Here is a 17,320-nt window from a genome sequence, read left to right as displayed (position 1 = left end):
ATGGGTTGCGTCCAGTCTAATCTACCATGCTTTCTTAACCATGTAAGGACCGTACTTCGACCTTGAATACCGTAGTGCTGTTGAGCTTGCTTATAGGTTAGCTCGCCTTTTTCTACTTGACTGACAACGGCTAATTTAAAGCCTAATGTGTAATCACGTTGTGTACGTTTAATGCTGATTGTGCTTGAAGGTTTCATAGATAAGTCTCCAAAGTGTCAACTTATCTCAGGACGGGACAACATAGGCAATAAAAAAAGCGCCCTGTTGGGCGCTTTTTATTAGTATGCAATCAAGTTTTAGAACTTAACTGTTACACCGGCATAGAAGCTACGACCAATAGTGTCATAAACTTCAGGTACTGTACCGCCGTCACTACCGTTAGATACGTTTGAAGGTTCTACATCAGTAATGTTTTTAACACCACCGCTGATCATCCAAGTATCGTTGATGTAGTATGACGCAGAAACATTGTGATATAGCACAGAATCAACTTTCTCACCTGTTGCCAAATCGTCCATTTCACCGATATAACGGTTGAAGTACATTACGCTCCAATCACCTTGACCCGCTTTGATGCTGAAGTTGTTACGATACTGAGCATATGCACCGAAGTTACCATCGATCTTGTTGGTGTAATCGATACCGTCTTGCTCAAAGTTCAACAAGTAAGTGGTGTCATTGCTAATAACCCAATCTAAGCTTAACGCTTCAAAGTTATAAGCTAGGTTGAAATCGATACCACTGGTGTCTTGGTAACCCACGTTGGTCAATGAGTTTGTCAAGTTAGAAAGATCACCATTTGGTCCAATGTTGAACGTTTCACACGCTGAAGTATCGCCACCAAAACAAGCATCAAGTCCCGCTTGAGTATCTAAACGCGTAATTGCGTTTTTCACTTTAAAGCGCCAGTAATCAACTGTTAGAGACAGACCATCAACATAACTTGGTGAGTAAACTAAACCAGCAGTATAAGACTCAGACTCTTCAGGTTTTAGATCTTCATCAGAGGTATAGTTAACTAAGATCTGTGGATCTTGCTCGTTGCCCCAAGGATCAGTTAGGTAGTCATATGAACCTGAGTTACCGCCATATAGCTCGCTAACGCTTGGTGCACGGAAACCTGTTGCAGCAACAGTACGTAGCATCAAGTCATCAGTCGCTTCATAGGTTAAACCAATTTTCCACGTTGAAGCATTACCGAAGGTAGAGTAGTCATCAAAGCGTAGTGCAAATTCACCGGTCAATTTATCTGTGAACGGTACACTCACTTCTTGGAATACTGAGATTACGTTGTAGCTACCATCAGTTGGATCTTGCTGTGCAGCAGTACCCTCACCTGCAACAATGATTGGGTCTGGATTGTAATAACCGCTTTCGTAGCGATATTCAGCACCGATAGCAAATGCAACTGCACCTGCATCCAAATCAAACAACTCACCGTTAATACCGGCAGAAATTGCATGCTGCTCGTTACCACCATCTGCTTTTTCTGTGTAAGCAACGCTATTTAGCAACTCTTGGTCGGTCATAGGTTGACCAGTTAACCAAGCATCTTGATCAGCATAAATTGCGTCTGCCATTAAGTTTGCGTTGATTGAGTTTTCTACTTGAGTTTTAGCCTTGTTATTACCATAGGTATAAGACACATCCCAAATCAGGCCAGTATTGACATCGATTGAACCTTCAAGGCCTGCAGAAACACGCCAAGTATCTGTGTCTTGACTATAGATACGTGGACCTACATCGTTCATACGTTTACGGTAGTTAACTTGACCGTTGTCATCTGGACCAATACCCGCATCAATCATGTCTTGATCAAGTTCAAAACACTTAGCTGGATCATCACCTGGCTGACAAACATCTAGCATAATATTAGCGGGTTGTGGTGCTAGCTGCTGGTTAGACTTACGCTTGGTATAAAGTACATCACCAGTTAACACTACATCGTTACCTAGCTCTTGTGTCATGTTAGCAAATAGGCTGTAGCGTTTGCTTGGTGTTTGGTAAAAGCTGTCTTGAGTGAAGTCATAACCTTCTTCACGATCAACCCAATTGCCATTCTCATCTTTAACCATACCGCCTAATGAACCATTAGGGATAAATGAGCTATTACCTGGATCAGTCCAGTCACGGTCAGATTGAATTACGCCACGACGTTCAGAATAAGCGGCACCGAAAGTATAGTTACCGGTATCAGTGTTGAAGCCATAAAGTGCACTTATCTCACCGTTTTCACCATCGCTCTTGTCGGTCATACCGCCAAGTACGTCAATTTGGAAGCCTTCAAAGTCTTTCTTGGTGATGATGTTAACCACACCCGCAATTGCGTCTGAACCGTAAACAGCAGAAGCACCATCTTTTAAGATTTCTACACGTGAAATCATCGCAACAGGAATAGCATTAAGGTCAACTGCGCTGTCTGCACCTGAGCCAGAGTTAACCATGCGACGACCATTAAGTAGAACCAATGTACGTTGAGAGCCCATACCACGCAGGTCTACTTGAGCCACACCGTCTGAACCATTGTTAGTGCTAGAACCTACTGCCGCACCAGCCATTGAGGTTTGAGCTTGTAGAAGCTCATCTACAGTGGTGAAGCCTTCTGCACGGATAGCAGCTGCATCGATAACGGTAACTGGAGATGCTGTTTCCATGTCTTGACGTTGAATACGAGAGCCAGTCACCGCAATACGCTCTACATTCGCTGACTCTTCTTCAGCCGCTGCAGTTGCACTGGTTAACGCAGCACCACTTGCTACTGATGCAATTAAGCTGTACTTAATTGCTGAGGCCAATTTTGATGTTCTGATCATTACGATTCACTCCCTAAATTAATTATTTTTATTAGCGCCAGAAATTAATTAGTCGGCGTTGGAATCGATACTGTAGTTTCACGTAACTACAGTCAATCACGATTTAAATTAACCTAAGATAATAAAGTGTTAAAATAACGTACCAATAAAGTTTTAAACACAAACGCCATTTTACAAAATATCGCTAAAATTGATTTAAAAAGAGTAAAACGCTAGATATGAATACTTAAAGCCGGATTTGCAGACAGCGATACAGCAACAGTTATTTAACTTCGCAAAGTACCGCTTTTGTGATATTGATCACAGTTTTTCGCATTTAGCAGGCTCTCGAGATCGAAAAAGTGACTAACTAGTGAGCCAGGTCAAATATTTATTCTGGCTAAAATAAGCCCATAAAGCTTAGGTACAGGATTCAGTTAACCTTGATAACAGAATGTTACACTGTCACAGCCCTGATACAATTTGCGACAAGTGTAATTTAAGATGGCTTAATGGTTTATTTTTGGTTGCATTAAAGTAGGTGGTATACATATTTAAGCGATGAACTTGACGAGTGAGATAATTAATTATTCGTAATTAATTTCCACTGTGTAATTAACTGTGTAGCTACCATTTTCAGCCGGTTTTATAACAGTTAATTTCCCACCTACTATTAACGTGAGTTGGCCTGATTGGATATCAAAAAGCTGTTGTTGAGCACCATCTTGCAGATTCGGCTCAAACGTAAAATGATCAGTAACGACATTATGCACTACCACATTGATGTGGGACTGCCCCACGGCTGAGATATTAAATTGCGCGACATTAGCATCAGAAGTCAGGCAACCCGAACCTGTACGCCCTGCACTACTGATTTGGCACACTGAATCAGCCGTGTTGAGCACATCGCCTAGTTGTAAGGTGGCGTGCTCGGCAATATCAACCGGGTAGACTAAATTAAAACCCGCCTGACCGATGGCTGCGGTAAGCAATATGTTGAGCAAATAGAAACCAGATTTGATGGGGATAAAGCAATTATAGTGGCTAGCTCAATAACTGCATTGTACAAAACTATACCCAGGTCACAGTTTATGATTTTGAAAACATTAGTGAGAGAGTTTTATCGGCGCAAGCTGTAAAAATTCACCTGGTTGAATATCAACGATAATAGCGTCCTCAGAAGCGACTCTGAGCTCGTAGCGACCAGGGACAATCGCATCAAATAGAAAAACGCCATCAAATTCCACACGTGTTTTGTAATAGTCATTGGTTTGCAGCGCAACGAGCTCCACCAGTTTGCCTTTAGCGGGTAGCGGCGAGTTACCAGACACAATCACAATGCCTTCTATTTCAGCGGTATTTACCACGGGGTACATTATCTGTTGAACATGCCCAGGTTGCGCATTAACGCTAAAAATTGGTGTTCTAGCCACCAAAAATGGGTCAGGTAAACTACCTTCATTTAACATCAGTTTATGGGGTTGGCCGACTCGGAGCTGATTGATCAACAACTCGCCCTCTGCATTGGTTGCCAGTTCTGCCTGACTATGACCCGAAAAGCGCACACCTTCTAAAGGGTGTTCAGACTCATCTAAGTGGTTATTACCGTTATCATCTTGGAACACAACTAACTTAACCGCACCGGTATTAAGATAGTTTTGACTGTCAATCAACAGCAAATTGTCATCGGCGTACCACAACGCCGAGCTATTCCATTTAAGTTGACCAAACCAATCACCTTCATCGTCAGCGTCTACCATAAATCTTAATGTGCCATAATCAAACAGATAGGATAACGCATTACGAATACTGTATTGCGCGCTAGTTTGCGGATGGTAGCGCATCTCTACCTGATAATTAAGGCGCTCACCTATCGTGCGGTTTGCGTTAGCCACCCAGATATCAACCTCCGTGCCTTCACCTAGGCCGATATCTAGATAGCTACGCAAGTACCACTGTCCAAGCTTGCCTGAAATGGCTAACCGAGAAATATACTCATCAATGCCACCTGATTGTAGCCAGCGTAATTCGCCTGACATTGATATCCTGCCCAACTGGCTTGATAACCTGGCATTGGCTTGTAAACTATCACTGCTTAGTCGATAGTCTCGCCAATCTCCACCAAGCGACCAGCTCATAGCGGTGTTAGCAAAGCTACCATTTAACGATAGGTTTGCTTGCTGGTTTAAACGCATTTGTGGATTATCCCATGACTCAAAATCATCAAAATGCGACCAGTCGGCAATCCAATCTACACTCTCTATACTCCCTTGCAGCGTTGCACCGATAGCATGCCCCTCGCCACTGTTGGCATAATTGATCTGCAGTAAATTATTTTCGCCAAGCAGGTTCATGCTCAGTTTAGGTATGGTAAGCCATTGATCATCATCTAGTTGTTGCCTAACAATCGCAAGGCCAGCAGTAAAACTGTCAGTCAAAGCGTATTGGCCACTTATATAGTACTGCTGTAAATCATCCTGCTCTCTAGCAAGCGCGCCTACTTGGACGCCACTATCGCCCTGCTCCAACACCGAGTCATCCAGTAATTTAGAGAAATTCTCTACTTTGGTTTCACCGTTTGGCCCAAAGAAACGCAGTTGATACTGGTTTAAGCCTATAAAATAAGGCACCTGCTCAAAACGGTATAAGCCGTCTTGGGCGATGCGTTGTACATTGACTAGCGCGTTATTGCGATAGAGTTCTACGTCCCAATCACTTAACCACTCACCCTCCACGGTAATGTAGCGTAAATCTTGGGTGATGCCGTCGCCTGCACTTAAGGTTACTCCCAGCCCTTGGTCGCCATCGGACAACAAAGGTAGGCTTTGGGAATTTACGGTACCGAGGCGATAGTGCTTTACCCAGTCATCTGGGCTACGTTTTTCGATGAACGCAGTGACATTATCACCGGAATCAGAATGGGAGTAACTCACGTAAGCTTGATGGTGTAACAACTCGCTTTTTGCTTGTAATGAAACCTCTTGGCCTAGCTGTGTTTCGCCCCCTTGGTTATTAGCATTAATGCCCACATCCATATTAACGGCTAGATCACCCAAAATCGCATTCTGTTTAGGTATTTCGACAACTTGCTGATGACTTGCTGCACTCTTCTGAGCGTTAAAAAGTTGATATCGCTTTTGCCGTTCTCGTAATTGACTTAGTGGCACAGCATCAGAATGTTCAATCACAAAGCGCTGCCTATTAGCTTGAAAGTCTATCTTTAAGCCAAACATCTGCTGCACCACTCCCAAAGGTAGGTAAACATCCCAATCATCATAAAACAGCGCGGTATCGGCGCTTTCACATAAAGTCGAATGATTTTGATAACGCATTAAGCCATTACTGATATCAATGACTGCTTGCTCGTCTTTAAACCAACCATTAACTGAGAGCCCATCCATATCCACTGCTATTGGTAACATCAACAACTCAGCAAGTAGTTGCAAAGGAAGGTAGACCGCAGATCCATGCTGATAGGCAAATAGCTCTTCACTTAACACGTCTGAGCCGTAGCGTAATTGACTGATCAAAAATTGCTCATCGGCTGTTGGCTGAGTTTGATAGTGGCGATTAATAATTCGATTACAACGCCGAGGATGATGTTCCATAGCAGCGCCAATACTGCGGACGTTATTGTTACTGCTTTGCTCCGATTTGCCTTGGTGATGTGCCGGTTGAATGTGGGCGCGGGTCACTTGGCTAGCCTTTCTGGTCCCATAACCCGATGAGTCGGCACTTTCTTCAATCATTTCACCTTGAATGAAACGATGACTGTTAGGTTTAGGTTTTTTTGCTATTTTCGATACCGACGGTGGATTTTGCTTACCTTGTAAATCAACATTGGCGGCACTGTTATAATCAACTAGGCTTCGCGGCGACTGTTCGCTCCGTCGGCGATTATTGTTAACAGTGACTGCTAGTGAATTTGATTCAGATAGATGAGCGCGAATAGCTTGCTGATCACCTATGTAGTTATTCGCTACCTGTGACGATGAAATTTGATTGGAGGCTAATCTATCTGCCTGATTAGGATTATTCGAATGATAGGGCGTACTGTCAAATTTCTGATCATTTGGATTTGGAGTTGGCAAGGCGCTACCACCAAGAGCCACTATGCTACTATCTGTTGCGGTACTATCTGTTGCGGTACTATCTGTTGCGGTACTATCTGTTGCAGTGCTAAGCCAGATATAGAGCAATATTGCTAATCCTGACAACGGCAAAAGCACCAGGTAGAACACCCAGTGCTTAACCAAGCCCAACTGTTGCTCCGGAGCCTTATTCATGTTGCAGTTAATATGTGCTATCTAAGCGCGTACTCAACCACCTTAGGGTTTGGTAAGTGTTCATTTTCAGAGTAGCGCACCCAAAGGCGGTCGCTAGGTTCGATCATTTGGTCTAAGCTGACATTAAAAGTGCGTTGCTCAATTTCTGTGTAAAGGGCCGCATTCTTAAAACTGCCAACGGTTTGTTTTTCACCATTGGTCTCTCGCAGCACTTCAATATCGCCATAACTGCTGCGATCGCCTGTCCGCTTAAGCGTCACTGCTACATTGCCATTGCCTTGGGTTAAGTCACCTTTCTCAATAAACACTTCGCTATCAAGCTCACCGACTCTCAGCACTACGGGTACAGAGATCCGTAACATAGCCGAAATACTTAAAGATAGATCTTTAGCGTTTTCTGTAGCAGCACTATCTAGCGCTTCAGTGAGCGGAATTTGACTAAATACCAGATAACTCCGATATTCACCTTGCGCAGTCCCTCTAGGTAAGCGTAATGCGAGGCGCACTCTCGTCCCTTCTTCAGGCTCAAGAGTAATTCGACGCGGTGAATAACGCACAAACTGACTTAGTTTGCCTTTGCCTTCAAGGGAAACATAATCGCCACTGGGCAGCTGCTGTTTATCTTGAAAGTAGATGTTAAAACGGGATGTGACATTACCCTTATTAACAAGAGAAAAAATGGCACTTTTTTGGCGGCTGCTATCAAGCTCAGCACGGGTTGGTGTCACTAATAGACTTGCTTGCGAGTGTGTAGCAAGCATAAACAGGCTCAGACAGCCTAGTAAGATTCTTTTCATGTTATCGCCCAGCTAGTTTATATGAGACAAGCTCAATAATATTGTTGGTTAGCTTACTTCGAGCAGAATATAAAGGTGCCCTGCTGTTAGCAGGGCAAACATCTAAAGCGTTAGATTTTAGTAGATCACATCTACGGTGTAGCTGATAGTTTGGTCGCCAGATGATGCACTAGCAGCAACAATATCAATTGAACCGCCCACTACGAGTGTGGCCGTGTTTGAAGCAACAGTCACAGTGCTTGAAGCAATAGACGGTGTGAAAGTCACGCCCGCAACGCTGGTATCAGCACCTGACAAGGTCACATTTACATCACCATCATTGGCAGTAATTGTGAATACACCAGATTCAGAAGTATTACCGCCAGCAAGACACGCTGCACCAGTGACCGTATTGGCATAATCAAGCGTACAGTTGCCATCGGCAGAAATATCGATATTACCGAATTCCATGACAGTTGTTTCTGTTACGGTGATAGGTTGGACAAGTTTAAATTGTGCGGTACCAGTGGCCTGTTCAGCAGCACTTTGACCAGCAAAAAACATCATTGAAGCAGCAGCGGTAGCAAGAAGTCTTTTTTTCATTATTTTGAGTTCCATAAGTAGTACGTCTTATTATTATCACTCACACCTAGCCTTTCCCTAGCTAACTCCGCTCTTCCTTGATCACGTATAAGTCGATGTTTAAAAGGCACTTTAGCTGTGCCTTGAGAAGTAAACTACCAAAGATGACACAATTAGCAACACTTTATTTACATTTGGATCACATTTTGCAAAACTCGGTAACATAAAAACTTATAATCAAGCCTATAAACAGCATAAAACTCTACTGAAACCGCTTTCAAAAACATGTTTTTAGCAGTAAAGCTTGAATATCAATCACTGAGACCATCGTTATTTAAAAATGGAATAAGTTATTACCTCAAATAAAAAAATGGTTTTATACTAATGACTTGTAACCATTAAGTAGTTTATGGCAACTTAATAGCAGGTAACAGACTAGAAAAATATAATATGCCTAGCGATAAAATTTCTACGAAGAATTTGCAATCCCCAAGGTATTGCATGTTAACCACACACAAAGCCTTTTTGGCTACCTTGCAGGGATTAATGCTACTGATTGCCCTGTTTGCGAGTATCAAGGCCCATGCACAGATCACAATCACTGAAATACAACCGTTAAAGTATCCTAGCGTCATTCGTAATAGCACAGCGAGTTCGATTGTTGTGGTCAATTGGAAAGGCAATCTTGGCGCGTCAACCAATGTGACCTTACTTGATAACGATTTTCATAATGGCCAGTATTTTATTACCTCAGATACCGACCAACCTATCACCATTAACTTTTACCAATTGGCTAACGAATATAAAGTTAACCTCAAAACACTCAGAGTTAGATATCAAGGAACTACCCTAAAAACCTTTCCTGCGGTAGATTTACCTAACCCCGGCACAGATGGAGAGTATCTTGAAATTGGCGCCAAAGTGGTGGCTACCAAGAAAGCAGAAGCGGGTATAAAATACCCGCAATATGTACTTGAAGTGACTGAGCAATAGCGCTTTATTCAGGCTTTATAAGGTCAAAGTGGCTATAGGCTCTTGCGGTAGCGATACGACCGCGCGGGGTGCGTTGAATAAATCCTTGCTGGATCAAGAACGGCTCTAACACATCTTCTATCGTTTCCCGCTCTTCGCCAATGGCAGCGGCTAGGTTATCTAAGCCTACAGGGCCGCCCATAAATTTATCGATAATGGCCAGCAACAACTTGCGGTCCATATAGTCAAAGCCTTCGGCATCAACATCCAACATATTTAGCGCATCTTCAGCAACTGCTTTAGTCACATGGCCATCATACTTCACTTCTGCATAATCTCTGACTCGGCGCAGCAATCGGTTAGCGATACGTGGCGTGCCTCGAGAACGTCTGGCAACCTCTACCGCCCCTTGATCATCAATAGGCAGGGTCATTACTTTAGCGGAGCGCGTCACAATACTGCTTAAGTCCACCACATTATAAAACTCAAGCCTAAGTGGAATGCCAAAGCGTGCTCTTAGAGGTGAAGTTAATGCGCCGGCGCGGGTGGTCGCGCCTATTAAAGTAAACGGTGGTAAATCGAGCTTAATCGATCTAGCTGCAGGTCCCTCGCCTATCATGATATCTAACTGATAATCTTCCATGGCTGGATATAGAATCTCTTCAACCACTGGACTTAAACGGTGGATCTCATCGATAAATAATACATCGCCCGCTTCCAAGTTAGTCAGCAAAGCCGCCAAATCCCCAGCCTTTTCTAATACCGGGCCCGAAGTTGATTTAATGTTGACACCCATTTCATTGGCAACAATCATCGCCAATGTGGTTTTACCTAGACCAGGTGGGCCATAAATGAGCATATGGTCTAAGGCTTCTTTGCGCTTTTTAGCCGCCTCAATAAACACTTTTAGCTGTGCACGAGTATCGTCCTGGCCTGTATACTCGTCCAATAACTTAGGCCGCATCGCCCTATCAATATGTTCGTCTTGCTCTTCGATACCTTGTACCTGAGCGTGAACCAACCGATCTGCTTCTATCATTATTGCTTAGCGCCTTAGTTATAACATTGACTTCAATGATGCCTTAATGAGGGTTTCTGAGTCCATGCCTTCTTTAAAAGCAGCCGACACAGCTTTACTCGCTTGTGCAGGCTTATAACCCAAACTCAATAAGGCGGCAATGGCATCTTCCTCTGCAGTATTCACAACTTCCGCAGGTGTATAGTTGGTCTGGAGTACAAACTCTCGCTCAGAGCCGACGGATGCTTCCATCAGCGTTTTCAATTTATCGCGCATTTCCACTAGCAAGCGTTCAGCAGTTTTCTTTCCTACCCCTGGCAACTTAACTAAGGTAGCAATATCGTCATGTTCGACACATTTAACGAACTCGGCAGCAGTCATGCCAGATAAAATTGTCAGTCCAAGCTTAGGACCCACGCCATTGGCTTTAATCAACAGGCGAAATAACGCTCTTTCTTGCTTAGTAATAAAGCCATATAACAACTGTGCATCTTCGCGAACCACAAAATGCGTATAAATCACAGCTTCTTTATTCAGTTCGGGAAGCTCATAAAAACTGGTGAGTGGCATCTGTACTTCATAACCAACGCCCGATACATCAATTAACACTTCGGGTGCCTGCTTCTCTACTAAAATACCTCGGAGTCTACCCAGCATTGGACAATCCTTATAATTGTTTTTAGGTTATTTGTAACGGCCATAACTGCGTGACTTAGCTTTGCCACCCATTGCAATAAGCCCCTGATAAGTATGAAAGTGGCAAAGGGCTACCGCTAGCGCATCCGCCGCGTCAGCTTGTGGCGCAGCGCTAAGCTTAAATATCTGTTGTACCATATGTTGTACTTGGCTTTTTTGTGCTCTACCTGTACCTACAACGGCACTTTTGATCTGTGTAGCGGTATATTCAGCTACGGGCAGTTCGGCGTGGGTGGCTGCAACAATCGCTGCGCCTCTTGCCTGCCCCAATTTAAGGGCTGAATCAGCATTTTTAGCCATAAACACATTTTCAATGGCAAATTCATCGGGTTGATATTGCTTGATGATTTCAGACACGCCATCAAAAATAATTTTGAGCCGACTGGGTAAGTCTCCAGACTGGGTACGTATGCAGCCGCTACCTAAATAAATTTGCTGCCGTCCCTGACACTGAATAACGCCGTAACCACAAATTCTCGAACCTGGATCGATGCCTAATATGATTGGCATAAGTTAATAGTGGCCTATTCTAAATCTTGCAAAATGTCGTCAGCTATGTCGCCATTGTGATAAACCTCTTGCACATCATCGTGGTCTTCAAGATTATCAATGAGACGTAAGAATTTCGGCGCAGTCGCAGCGTCCAGCTCAGCTTTGGTCGATGGAATCATGGTCACTTCTGCGTTAATAGCTTGTAAACCTGCACCATCAAGCGCGTCTTTAACAGCACCAAAGTCTTCTGGGGTGGTGAACACATCAATTGAACTATCATCATGGGTAACGACATCATCAGCGCCCGCTTCTAATGCCGCATCCATCACTACATCCTCATCAGTGCCTTCAGCGTATGAGATCACGCCACGTTTACTAAACAGATAAGCAACGGAACCATCTGTCCCTAAATTACCGCCAGATTTGCTAAATGCATTACGCACACCGGAAACGGTACGGTTTTTATTGTCTGTCATGGTTTCCACCATCACAGCAGTGCCGCCAGGGCCGTAGCCTTCATACATGATGGTTTCAAGTACTTGGCCATCAAGCTCGCCAGCGCCGCGTTTAATCGCGCGCTCAACGGTGTCGCGTGTCATGTTGTTGGAAAGGGATTTATCTATCGCTGCACGTAATCTAGGGTTAGAATCAGGATCTGAGCCGCCTTCTCTGGCGGCAACAGTTAACTCACGGATAAACTTGGTAAATAGTTTGCCTCGCTTGGCATCTTGAGCGGCTTTGCGGTGCTTAATGTTCGCCCATTTACTGTGTCCAGCCATGTGTTCTCCTTATCGTGCCAATACAGCTTGCTGCGCTAAGACTGAGCTTAACGCAGCATCGCCATTACTGCTCTTTGTTTTCTTCAGCGGCAATGACGCTTACGCCAAGCTCTTCTAATTGAGCTGGGTTAGCAAAGCCCGGTGCATTAGTTAATGGACAAGCCGCAGTCGTGGTTTTAGGGAATGCCATCACATCACGAATCGAGCTCGCACCTGTCATTAACATGATAATACGGTCTAAGCCGAACGCTAAACCAGCGTGTGGCGGTGTGCCATAACGTAATGCTTCTAGCAAGAAACCGAACTTCTCATTCGCTTCTTCGTCATTAATACCCAAAATTCTAAATACCGCTGACTGCATTTTGCTGTCATGGATACGGACTGAACCGCCACCTAGCTCACAGCCATTAAGCACCATATCGTAAGCATCTGAAATTGCTGCAGTTGGATTCGCTTCCAACTCTTCAGGAGTTATACCGGTTGGCGCAGTAAATGGATGGTGCATGGCATGTAAACCGCCGTCAGAAGTACGCTCGAACATTGGGAAATCAACGACCCAAAGCGGCTTCCATTCATCGGAAACTAAATCAAAATCTTCACCGACTTTCAGACGTAACGCCCCCATGGCCTCTGCCACGATATTGGCTTTGTCAGCACCAAACAGGATTAGATCGCCGTCTTTAGCATTGGTGCGCGCTAGCAATGCTTTGACCACTGTCTCATTTAAGAACTTAAGTACAGGTGACTGCACACCTTCCATACCTGCAGCTAAATCATTCACCTTCATCCATGCTAATCCCTTGGCACCATAGATACCAACGTACTTAGCATATTCATCCAACTGTTTACGAGATAGCTTAGCGCCACCAGGTACACATAGTAGTGCTACTCGGCCTTCTGGATCTGTCGCTGGGCCTTGGAATACTTTAAATTCAACTTCGCTTAAAATATCCGCCGCGTCGATTAACTCTAATGGGTTACGAAGATCTGGCTTATCTGAACCATATCGCTGCATGGCTTCAGCAAAAGTCATACGTGGAAATTCGCCCAAATCGACATTCAACAGCTCTTGGAATAATGAGCGCGTCATCTCTTCGGTTTTCGCCATCACCTGCTCAGAGGTCATGAACGAGGTTTCAATATCTATTTGAGTAAACTCTGGCTGACGGTCAGCACGAAGGTCTTCATCACGGAAACACTTCACAATTTGATAGTAACGATCAAACCCAGACATCATTAATAACTGTTTGAACAGTTGTGGAGATTGTGGCAGCGCAAAAAACTGACCTTTGTAAGTACGGCTTGGTACTAAGTAATCACGCGCGCCTTCTGGGGTCGCTTTAGTCAGGATCGGAGTTTCAATGTCCAAAAAGCCATTGGTATCAAGGAAACGTCTAACCGCACTGGTCACTTTTGAGCGGAAGATAATACGCTCAGCCATTTCTGGGCGACGTAAATCTAAGTAACGATACTTTAATCGTTGCTCTTCAGTATTATGTTGGTTTTTATCCATGTTGATTGGCAATGGCGCAGCGGCATTAAGGATAGTAAGCCCTTTACCCAGCACTTCGATTTCACCGGTACGCATGTCACTGTTGATCTGGCTATCTGGGCGCGCTCTCACTAAACCCTTAACCTGAACACAGAATTCACCACGTAAAGTGCTCGCCACTTCAAAGACTTCAGGTAAATCTGGGTCATATACGACCTGAATAACACCTTCACGATCACGCAGATCAAGAAACACAACGCCACCTAAATCACGGCTACGGTTGACCCAACCTACTAAGGTAACTTCTTCTCCAACATGAGACCGGTTGACGTCTCCACAATAATGACTGCGCATCTTTCTTTTCCTTAACGCCCACAGATGACTAATCTGGGAAATATTCAATAACATGATAAAAGCGGCATTATAGTGAATTAATGCCAGTTTCAAAACAACTTCATGATTAAAGCACGTGAGTTACGATGGGTTTGTGCATTAATCCAGCAAAATGATGGCCTAGCCCGACATTTGATCGCAAAAAGCCAAGGATTACGCTGTACGATAGCAATTGCCACCGCACTCTCTTGCTCTAGACATCAATCCATCAGCCTTACGCAGCAGCTCTACGGCACTGTCACCATCATTAGGGTAACAAGCAACACCAATGCTCACTGAGACATCAATGGTTTTTTCATCCACACTGTAAGGTTTATTTAGCTGACGAATCACCCCATCGGCCATCTGGCAAACTTTATCTAAATCCTGTACGCGATTAAGCACAATAACAAATTCATTGTGACTAAAACGCGCTAACGTATCTGAATTACGCAGAAGATCCTTTAAATCATTGGCAATCATAGTAATGAGTCGGTCCCCAGTACTGTGGCCAAAATTTTGATTGACCCGCTTAAGGCTATCAACGGATACAAATAACACCCCAAAGCGCTGCATTTCGCGAGCATGATTGAGTATGGCCTGATCTAGCCTATCGTCCAAAATCAATCGCGTAGGCAACTGGGTTAAACCATCAATATGGGTTCTGCGATGCTGCTCTTCACCCAATGCCTCAGCAAGCTTGCGGTTGCGAGCGATGAATAGGGCTAAAATCAAACCGCAAACCAATATCGTGCCTAGAGCCAAGATGACATAACCGCACCACCACTGGCCATTGAAAAAGCCACTATTGACCTCAGTTGGCTTGACCCAATGTTGATAAATCTGTTGACGCTGCTCTGCGGTGATACTGGCCACACCGACATTTAAAAGCGGCAACAAGGCTTTATGGCGTGGGTGTACACCTATATGACTTTGCTGCTCTGAAAAGTCCGCTAACACCGACATTTTTAAACTGTTATGCTCTTTAGCGGTGAGTTCGTAAGCCATATTGAGAACTTTCTCAACAAACGCATCCGCTTTACCTTCAGACACCGCCTCAATACCTGCCCGCGTATCAGGCACCAGCACTAAATCAATATCAAGCTCATCAGCCATTAATCGATTGACTAAATGGTAGCCTTCCACGACCGCTAGGCGTTGCCCTGATAACTCTTTTAGGCTAAACAAGGACACTTTATCTAAATGAGTGACCAAGGCCCAAGGTGACGGCCAATATGGCTCAGTAAATAGTAAACTTGATGCGCGCTCGGGTGTTTTTGCAACACTGCCAGCAATGTCAATGTCGCCACGCTTTAACGCCTCAATCAGATCCTGCCAGCGCTTAAAGGCAACCGGTTCAAACTTGAAACCAAGCCCTTTTTCTAAATAGGCAAAAATTTCACCATTAATGCCGGCATATTCGCCATTAGCATCAACAAACTCCATAGGTTGCCAATCGTTCAAATGGCCAACCTTTAATGTTGGAGCCTGTTGAATCACGCTTTGTTGCTGTTTACTGAGGGACAATAAACTGCGCTTAGCGGCAAAAGTGTGATCGTTGCGATCTAACACCCACTTACGCTCGACATCAATTAACTCACGCTGGGAAATCAGATTAAACCCTGCTGCCACCCTTTGGGTTAAACCACTATCTTCCTTACGGGTCAGCGCAAAAATATCTGTGGTGAATTCAAGTGGGATATATTGATGAAAGTCACCCCATACTTTCAAACTAATCAAGTAATGGTGTGTCCAAGCTGATGACGCCACAAAAGCTTGAATATGGCCATTTTTAGCCGCCTCTATCATTTGGTCGACGCCTTGATAGAGCTTTAACTGCGAATCGGGCAATACCTCTCTAAGCTTGTCGATGTAGGGCGCTGTGGGCACCGCACCAATACGCTTACCTTGCAGTTGTTTTAAATCGGTGATCGGGGTTTGATAACTAAACAACCGGCTTTTGACCTGATAAATCTTATGTGCACGGGTTAAGCCAGTATTCATTGATTCACTTTCAGGGTAGCCAATATGGATATCACTGCGCCCCTGCATCACATCGCCTAAAGTCTGCTTCATGTTACCGACACGGAAACTAATGTTGATGCCCGTTTTCTGTGACCATAACTTCCATAAATCGATATACATTCCGTGTGGCTGACCTTCACTATCCACGTCCACAAACGGTTCTATACCTGAGGTTGTTGAAATCACTAACGCATCGGAGCTATTGCTATAACCGAGCCATAATTTTTTAATCTGCTTAACTCTTGCTGGGTTAATAGCTGCGAAGCCTTGATCAATCTTAGCAATCAGCTCGGCTCGGCCTTTGAGCACCGCGGGGACCACATCTATATTGTCGATATTAAGGCGCTGGTTGAGCGGAAACTGCTCAACAATGGTGCGATTTACTGACTGATCACGTAAGTACCCTTCCATACTGCCAAATATATCTAACTCTTGGCGCAGTACCGCTTCTAGCAGCTCTGTGCGATTTTCAAACTCAGTGATGGCAAAGCGTGAATCGATTTGCCTTAATGTACTGGCATGGGCAGAGCCTTTAACCACACCAATTTTGTAGGGTAACAGGTCGGCAAAATCATATTTTCCTGCCAGCGACGCACGCAAATAAAGATAAGTGCTAATTTCCGCTATCGGATCAGCAAAATCATAGTGCTCACTACGAGCCGCATTTTTTGCCATACCGATATGAATATCTGCATCACCACGGGCAAGTTGCTGTAATGAGTCTTGCCAATGGCGGGCAACAAACACCACCGGCATCGCGGTAACTCGCGACCACTCCTGCCACAAATCGACCAACACGCCCTGAGGCTGACCACTATCATCAACAAATTGATAAGGGTAACTGTCTTCACCCATGACGAGTACCAAGGGCTTTTCTGTTTCTGCGTACAAACTAAAGGACGCAAATACGGCGAATAGTGAAAACGTAAAAATGACGAGAATATTTTTCAACTGGCAGACCTTGAACGTCAATACGATGTGACATGAATGTTGTAATAAGGCTATTAGACAAAATTTTATCTATAATTTCCAGTACTA

The 17,320-nt window shown here is 44.3% G+C and carries 13 protein-coding genes; 1 reads left to right on the top strand and 12 read right to left on the bottom strand.

Annotation, left to right across the window (positions count from 1 at the left end):
- The 6 genes from L865_RS0107940 to L865_RS0107915 form a co-directional block, all read right to left on the bottom strand.
- Positions 1-197, bottom strand: a 197-nt coding sequence (locus L865_RS0107940) for a helix-turn-helix domain-containing protein (RefSeq protein ID WP_028772737.1), incomplete at its 3' end; no start/stop codon positions are given.
- Between the two features lie 99 nt (positions 198-296).
- On the bottom strand, positions 297-2,813 hold the full coding sequence (locus L865_RS0107935; protein ID WP_028772736.1) for a TonB-dependent receptor plug domain-containing protein: 2,517 nt from the start codon (positions 2,811-2,813) through the stop codon (positions 297-299).
- Positions 2,814-3,379: 566 nt separating this feature from the next.
- A complete protein-coding gene (locus L865_RS24515; RefSeq protein ID WP_169732696.1) occupies positions 3,380-3,796 on the bottom strand; it encodes a DUF4402 domain-containing protein in 417 nt (138 codons plus the stop codon).
- A gap of 102 nt (positions 3,797-3,898) precedes the next feature.
- On the bottom strand, positions 3,899-7,078 hold the full coding sequence (locus L865_RS23400; RefSeq protein WP_051484514.1) for a carboxypeptidase-like regulatory domain-containing protein: 3,180 nt from the start codon (positions 7,076-7,078) through the stop codon (positions 3,899-3,901).
- A 17-nt stretch (positions 7,079-7,095) separates the two neighbouring features.
- The gene (locus L865_RS0107920) at positions 7,096-7,875 is read right to left on the bottom strand and encodes a fimbrial biogenesis chaperone (protein WP_028772735.1); all 780 of its coding nucleotides are present in this window, start codon (positions 7,873-7,875) and stop codon (positions 7,096-7,098) included.
- A gap of 117 nt (positions 7,876-7,992) precedes the next feature.
- On the bottom strand, positions 7,993-8,457 hold the full coding sequence (locus L865_RS0107915; RefSeq protein WP_037470759.1) for a DUF4402 domain-containing protein: 465 nt from the start codon (positions 8,455-8,457) through the stop codon (positions 7,993-7,995).
- A gap of 480 nt (positions 8,458-8,937) precedes the next feature.
- Between L865_RS0107915 and L865_RS23395 the strand changes: the two genes are divergently transcribed.
- Complete coding sequence (locus L865_RS23395; protein ID WP_051484513.1) at positions 8,938-9,429, top strand: DUF4402 domain-containing protein; 492 nt, start codon at positions 8,938-8,940, stop codon at positions 9,427-9,429.
- Positions 9,430-9,433: 4 nt separating this feature from the next.
- Here L865_RS23395 and ruvB read toward each other — a convergent pair whose 3' ends face one another.
- The 6 genes from ruvB to L865_RS0107880 all read right to left on the bottom strand — a co-directional run bounded on the left by ruvB (position 9,434) and on the right by L865_RS0107880 (position 17,233).
- Positions 9,434-10,447 (bottom strand): Holliday junction branch migration DNA helicase RuvB, encoded by a 1,014-nt coding sequence (ruvB, locus tag L865_RS0107905; protein ID WP_028772733.1) that lies wholly within the window; start codon positions 10,445-10,447, stop codon positions 9,434-9,436.
- A gap of 18 nt (positions 10,448-10,465) precedes the next feature.
- Positions 10,466-11,083, bottom strand: a complete 618-nt coding sequence (gene ruvA / locus L865_RS0107900) for a Holliday junction branch migration protein RuvA (RefSeq protein WP_028772732.1) — start codon at positions 11,081-11,083, stop codon at positions 10,466-10,468.
- 27 nt (positions 11,084-11,110) lie between these two features.
- Positions 11,111-11,632 (bottom strand): crossover junction endodeoxyribonuclease RuvC, encoded by a 522-nt coding sequence (gene ruvC / locus L865_RS0107895; protein WP_028772731.1) that lies wholly within the window; start codon positions 11,630-11,632, stop codon positions 11,111-11,113.
- A 14-nt stretch (positions 11,633-11,646) separates the two neighbouring features.
- Positions 11,647-12,393 (bottom strand): YebC/PmpR family DNA-binding transcriptional regulator, encoded by a 747-nt coding sequence (locus tag L865_RS0107890; RefSeq protein ID WP_028772730.1) that lies wholly within the window; start codon positions 12,391-12,393, stop codon positions 11,647-11,649.
- 64 nt (positions 12,394-12,457) lie between these two features.
- On the bottom strand, positions 12,458-14,239 hold the full coding sequence (gene aspS / locus L865_RS0107885; RefSeq protein ID WP_028772729.1) for an aspartate--tRNA ligase: 1,782 nt from the start codon (positions 14,237-14,239) through the stop codon (positions 12,458-12,460).
- Positions 14,240-14,431: 192 nt separating this feature from the next.
- Entirely contained in the window at positions 14,432-17,233 is a 2,802-nt protein-coding gene (locus tag L865_RS0107880) for a transporter substrate-binding domain-containing protein (RefSeq protein WP_028772728.1), read from the bottom strand.
- Positions 17,234-17,320: the final 87 nt, after the last annotated feature.

This window comes from Shewanella waksmanii ATCC BAA-643 (assembly GCF_000518805.1).
Classification (GTDB): domain Bacteria; phylum Pseudomonadota; class Gammaproteobacteria; order Enterobacterales; family Shewanellaceae; genus Shewanella; species Shewanella waksmanii.
Note: the sequence above shows the minus strand (reverse complement) of the source record. Positions and strands in the feature narration are given on the sequence as shown.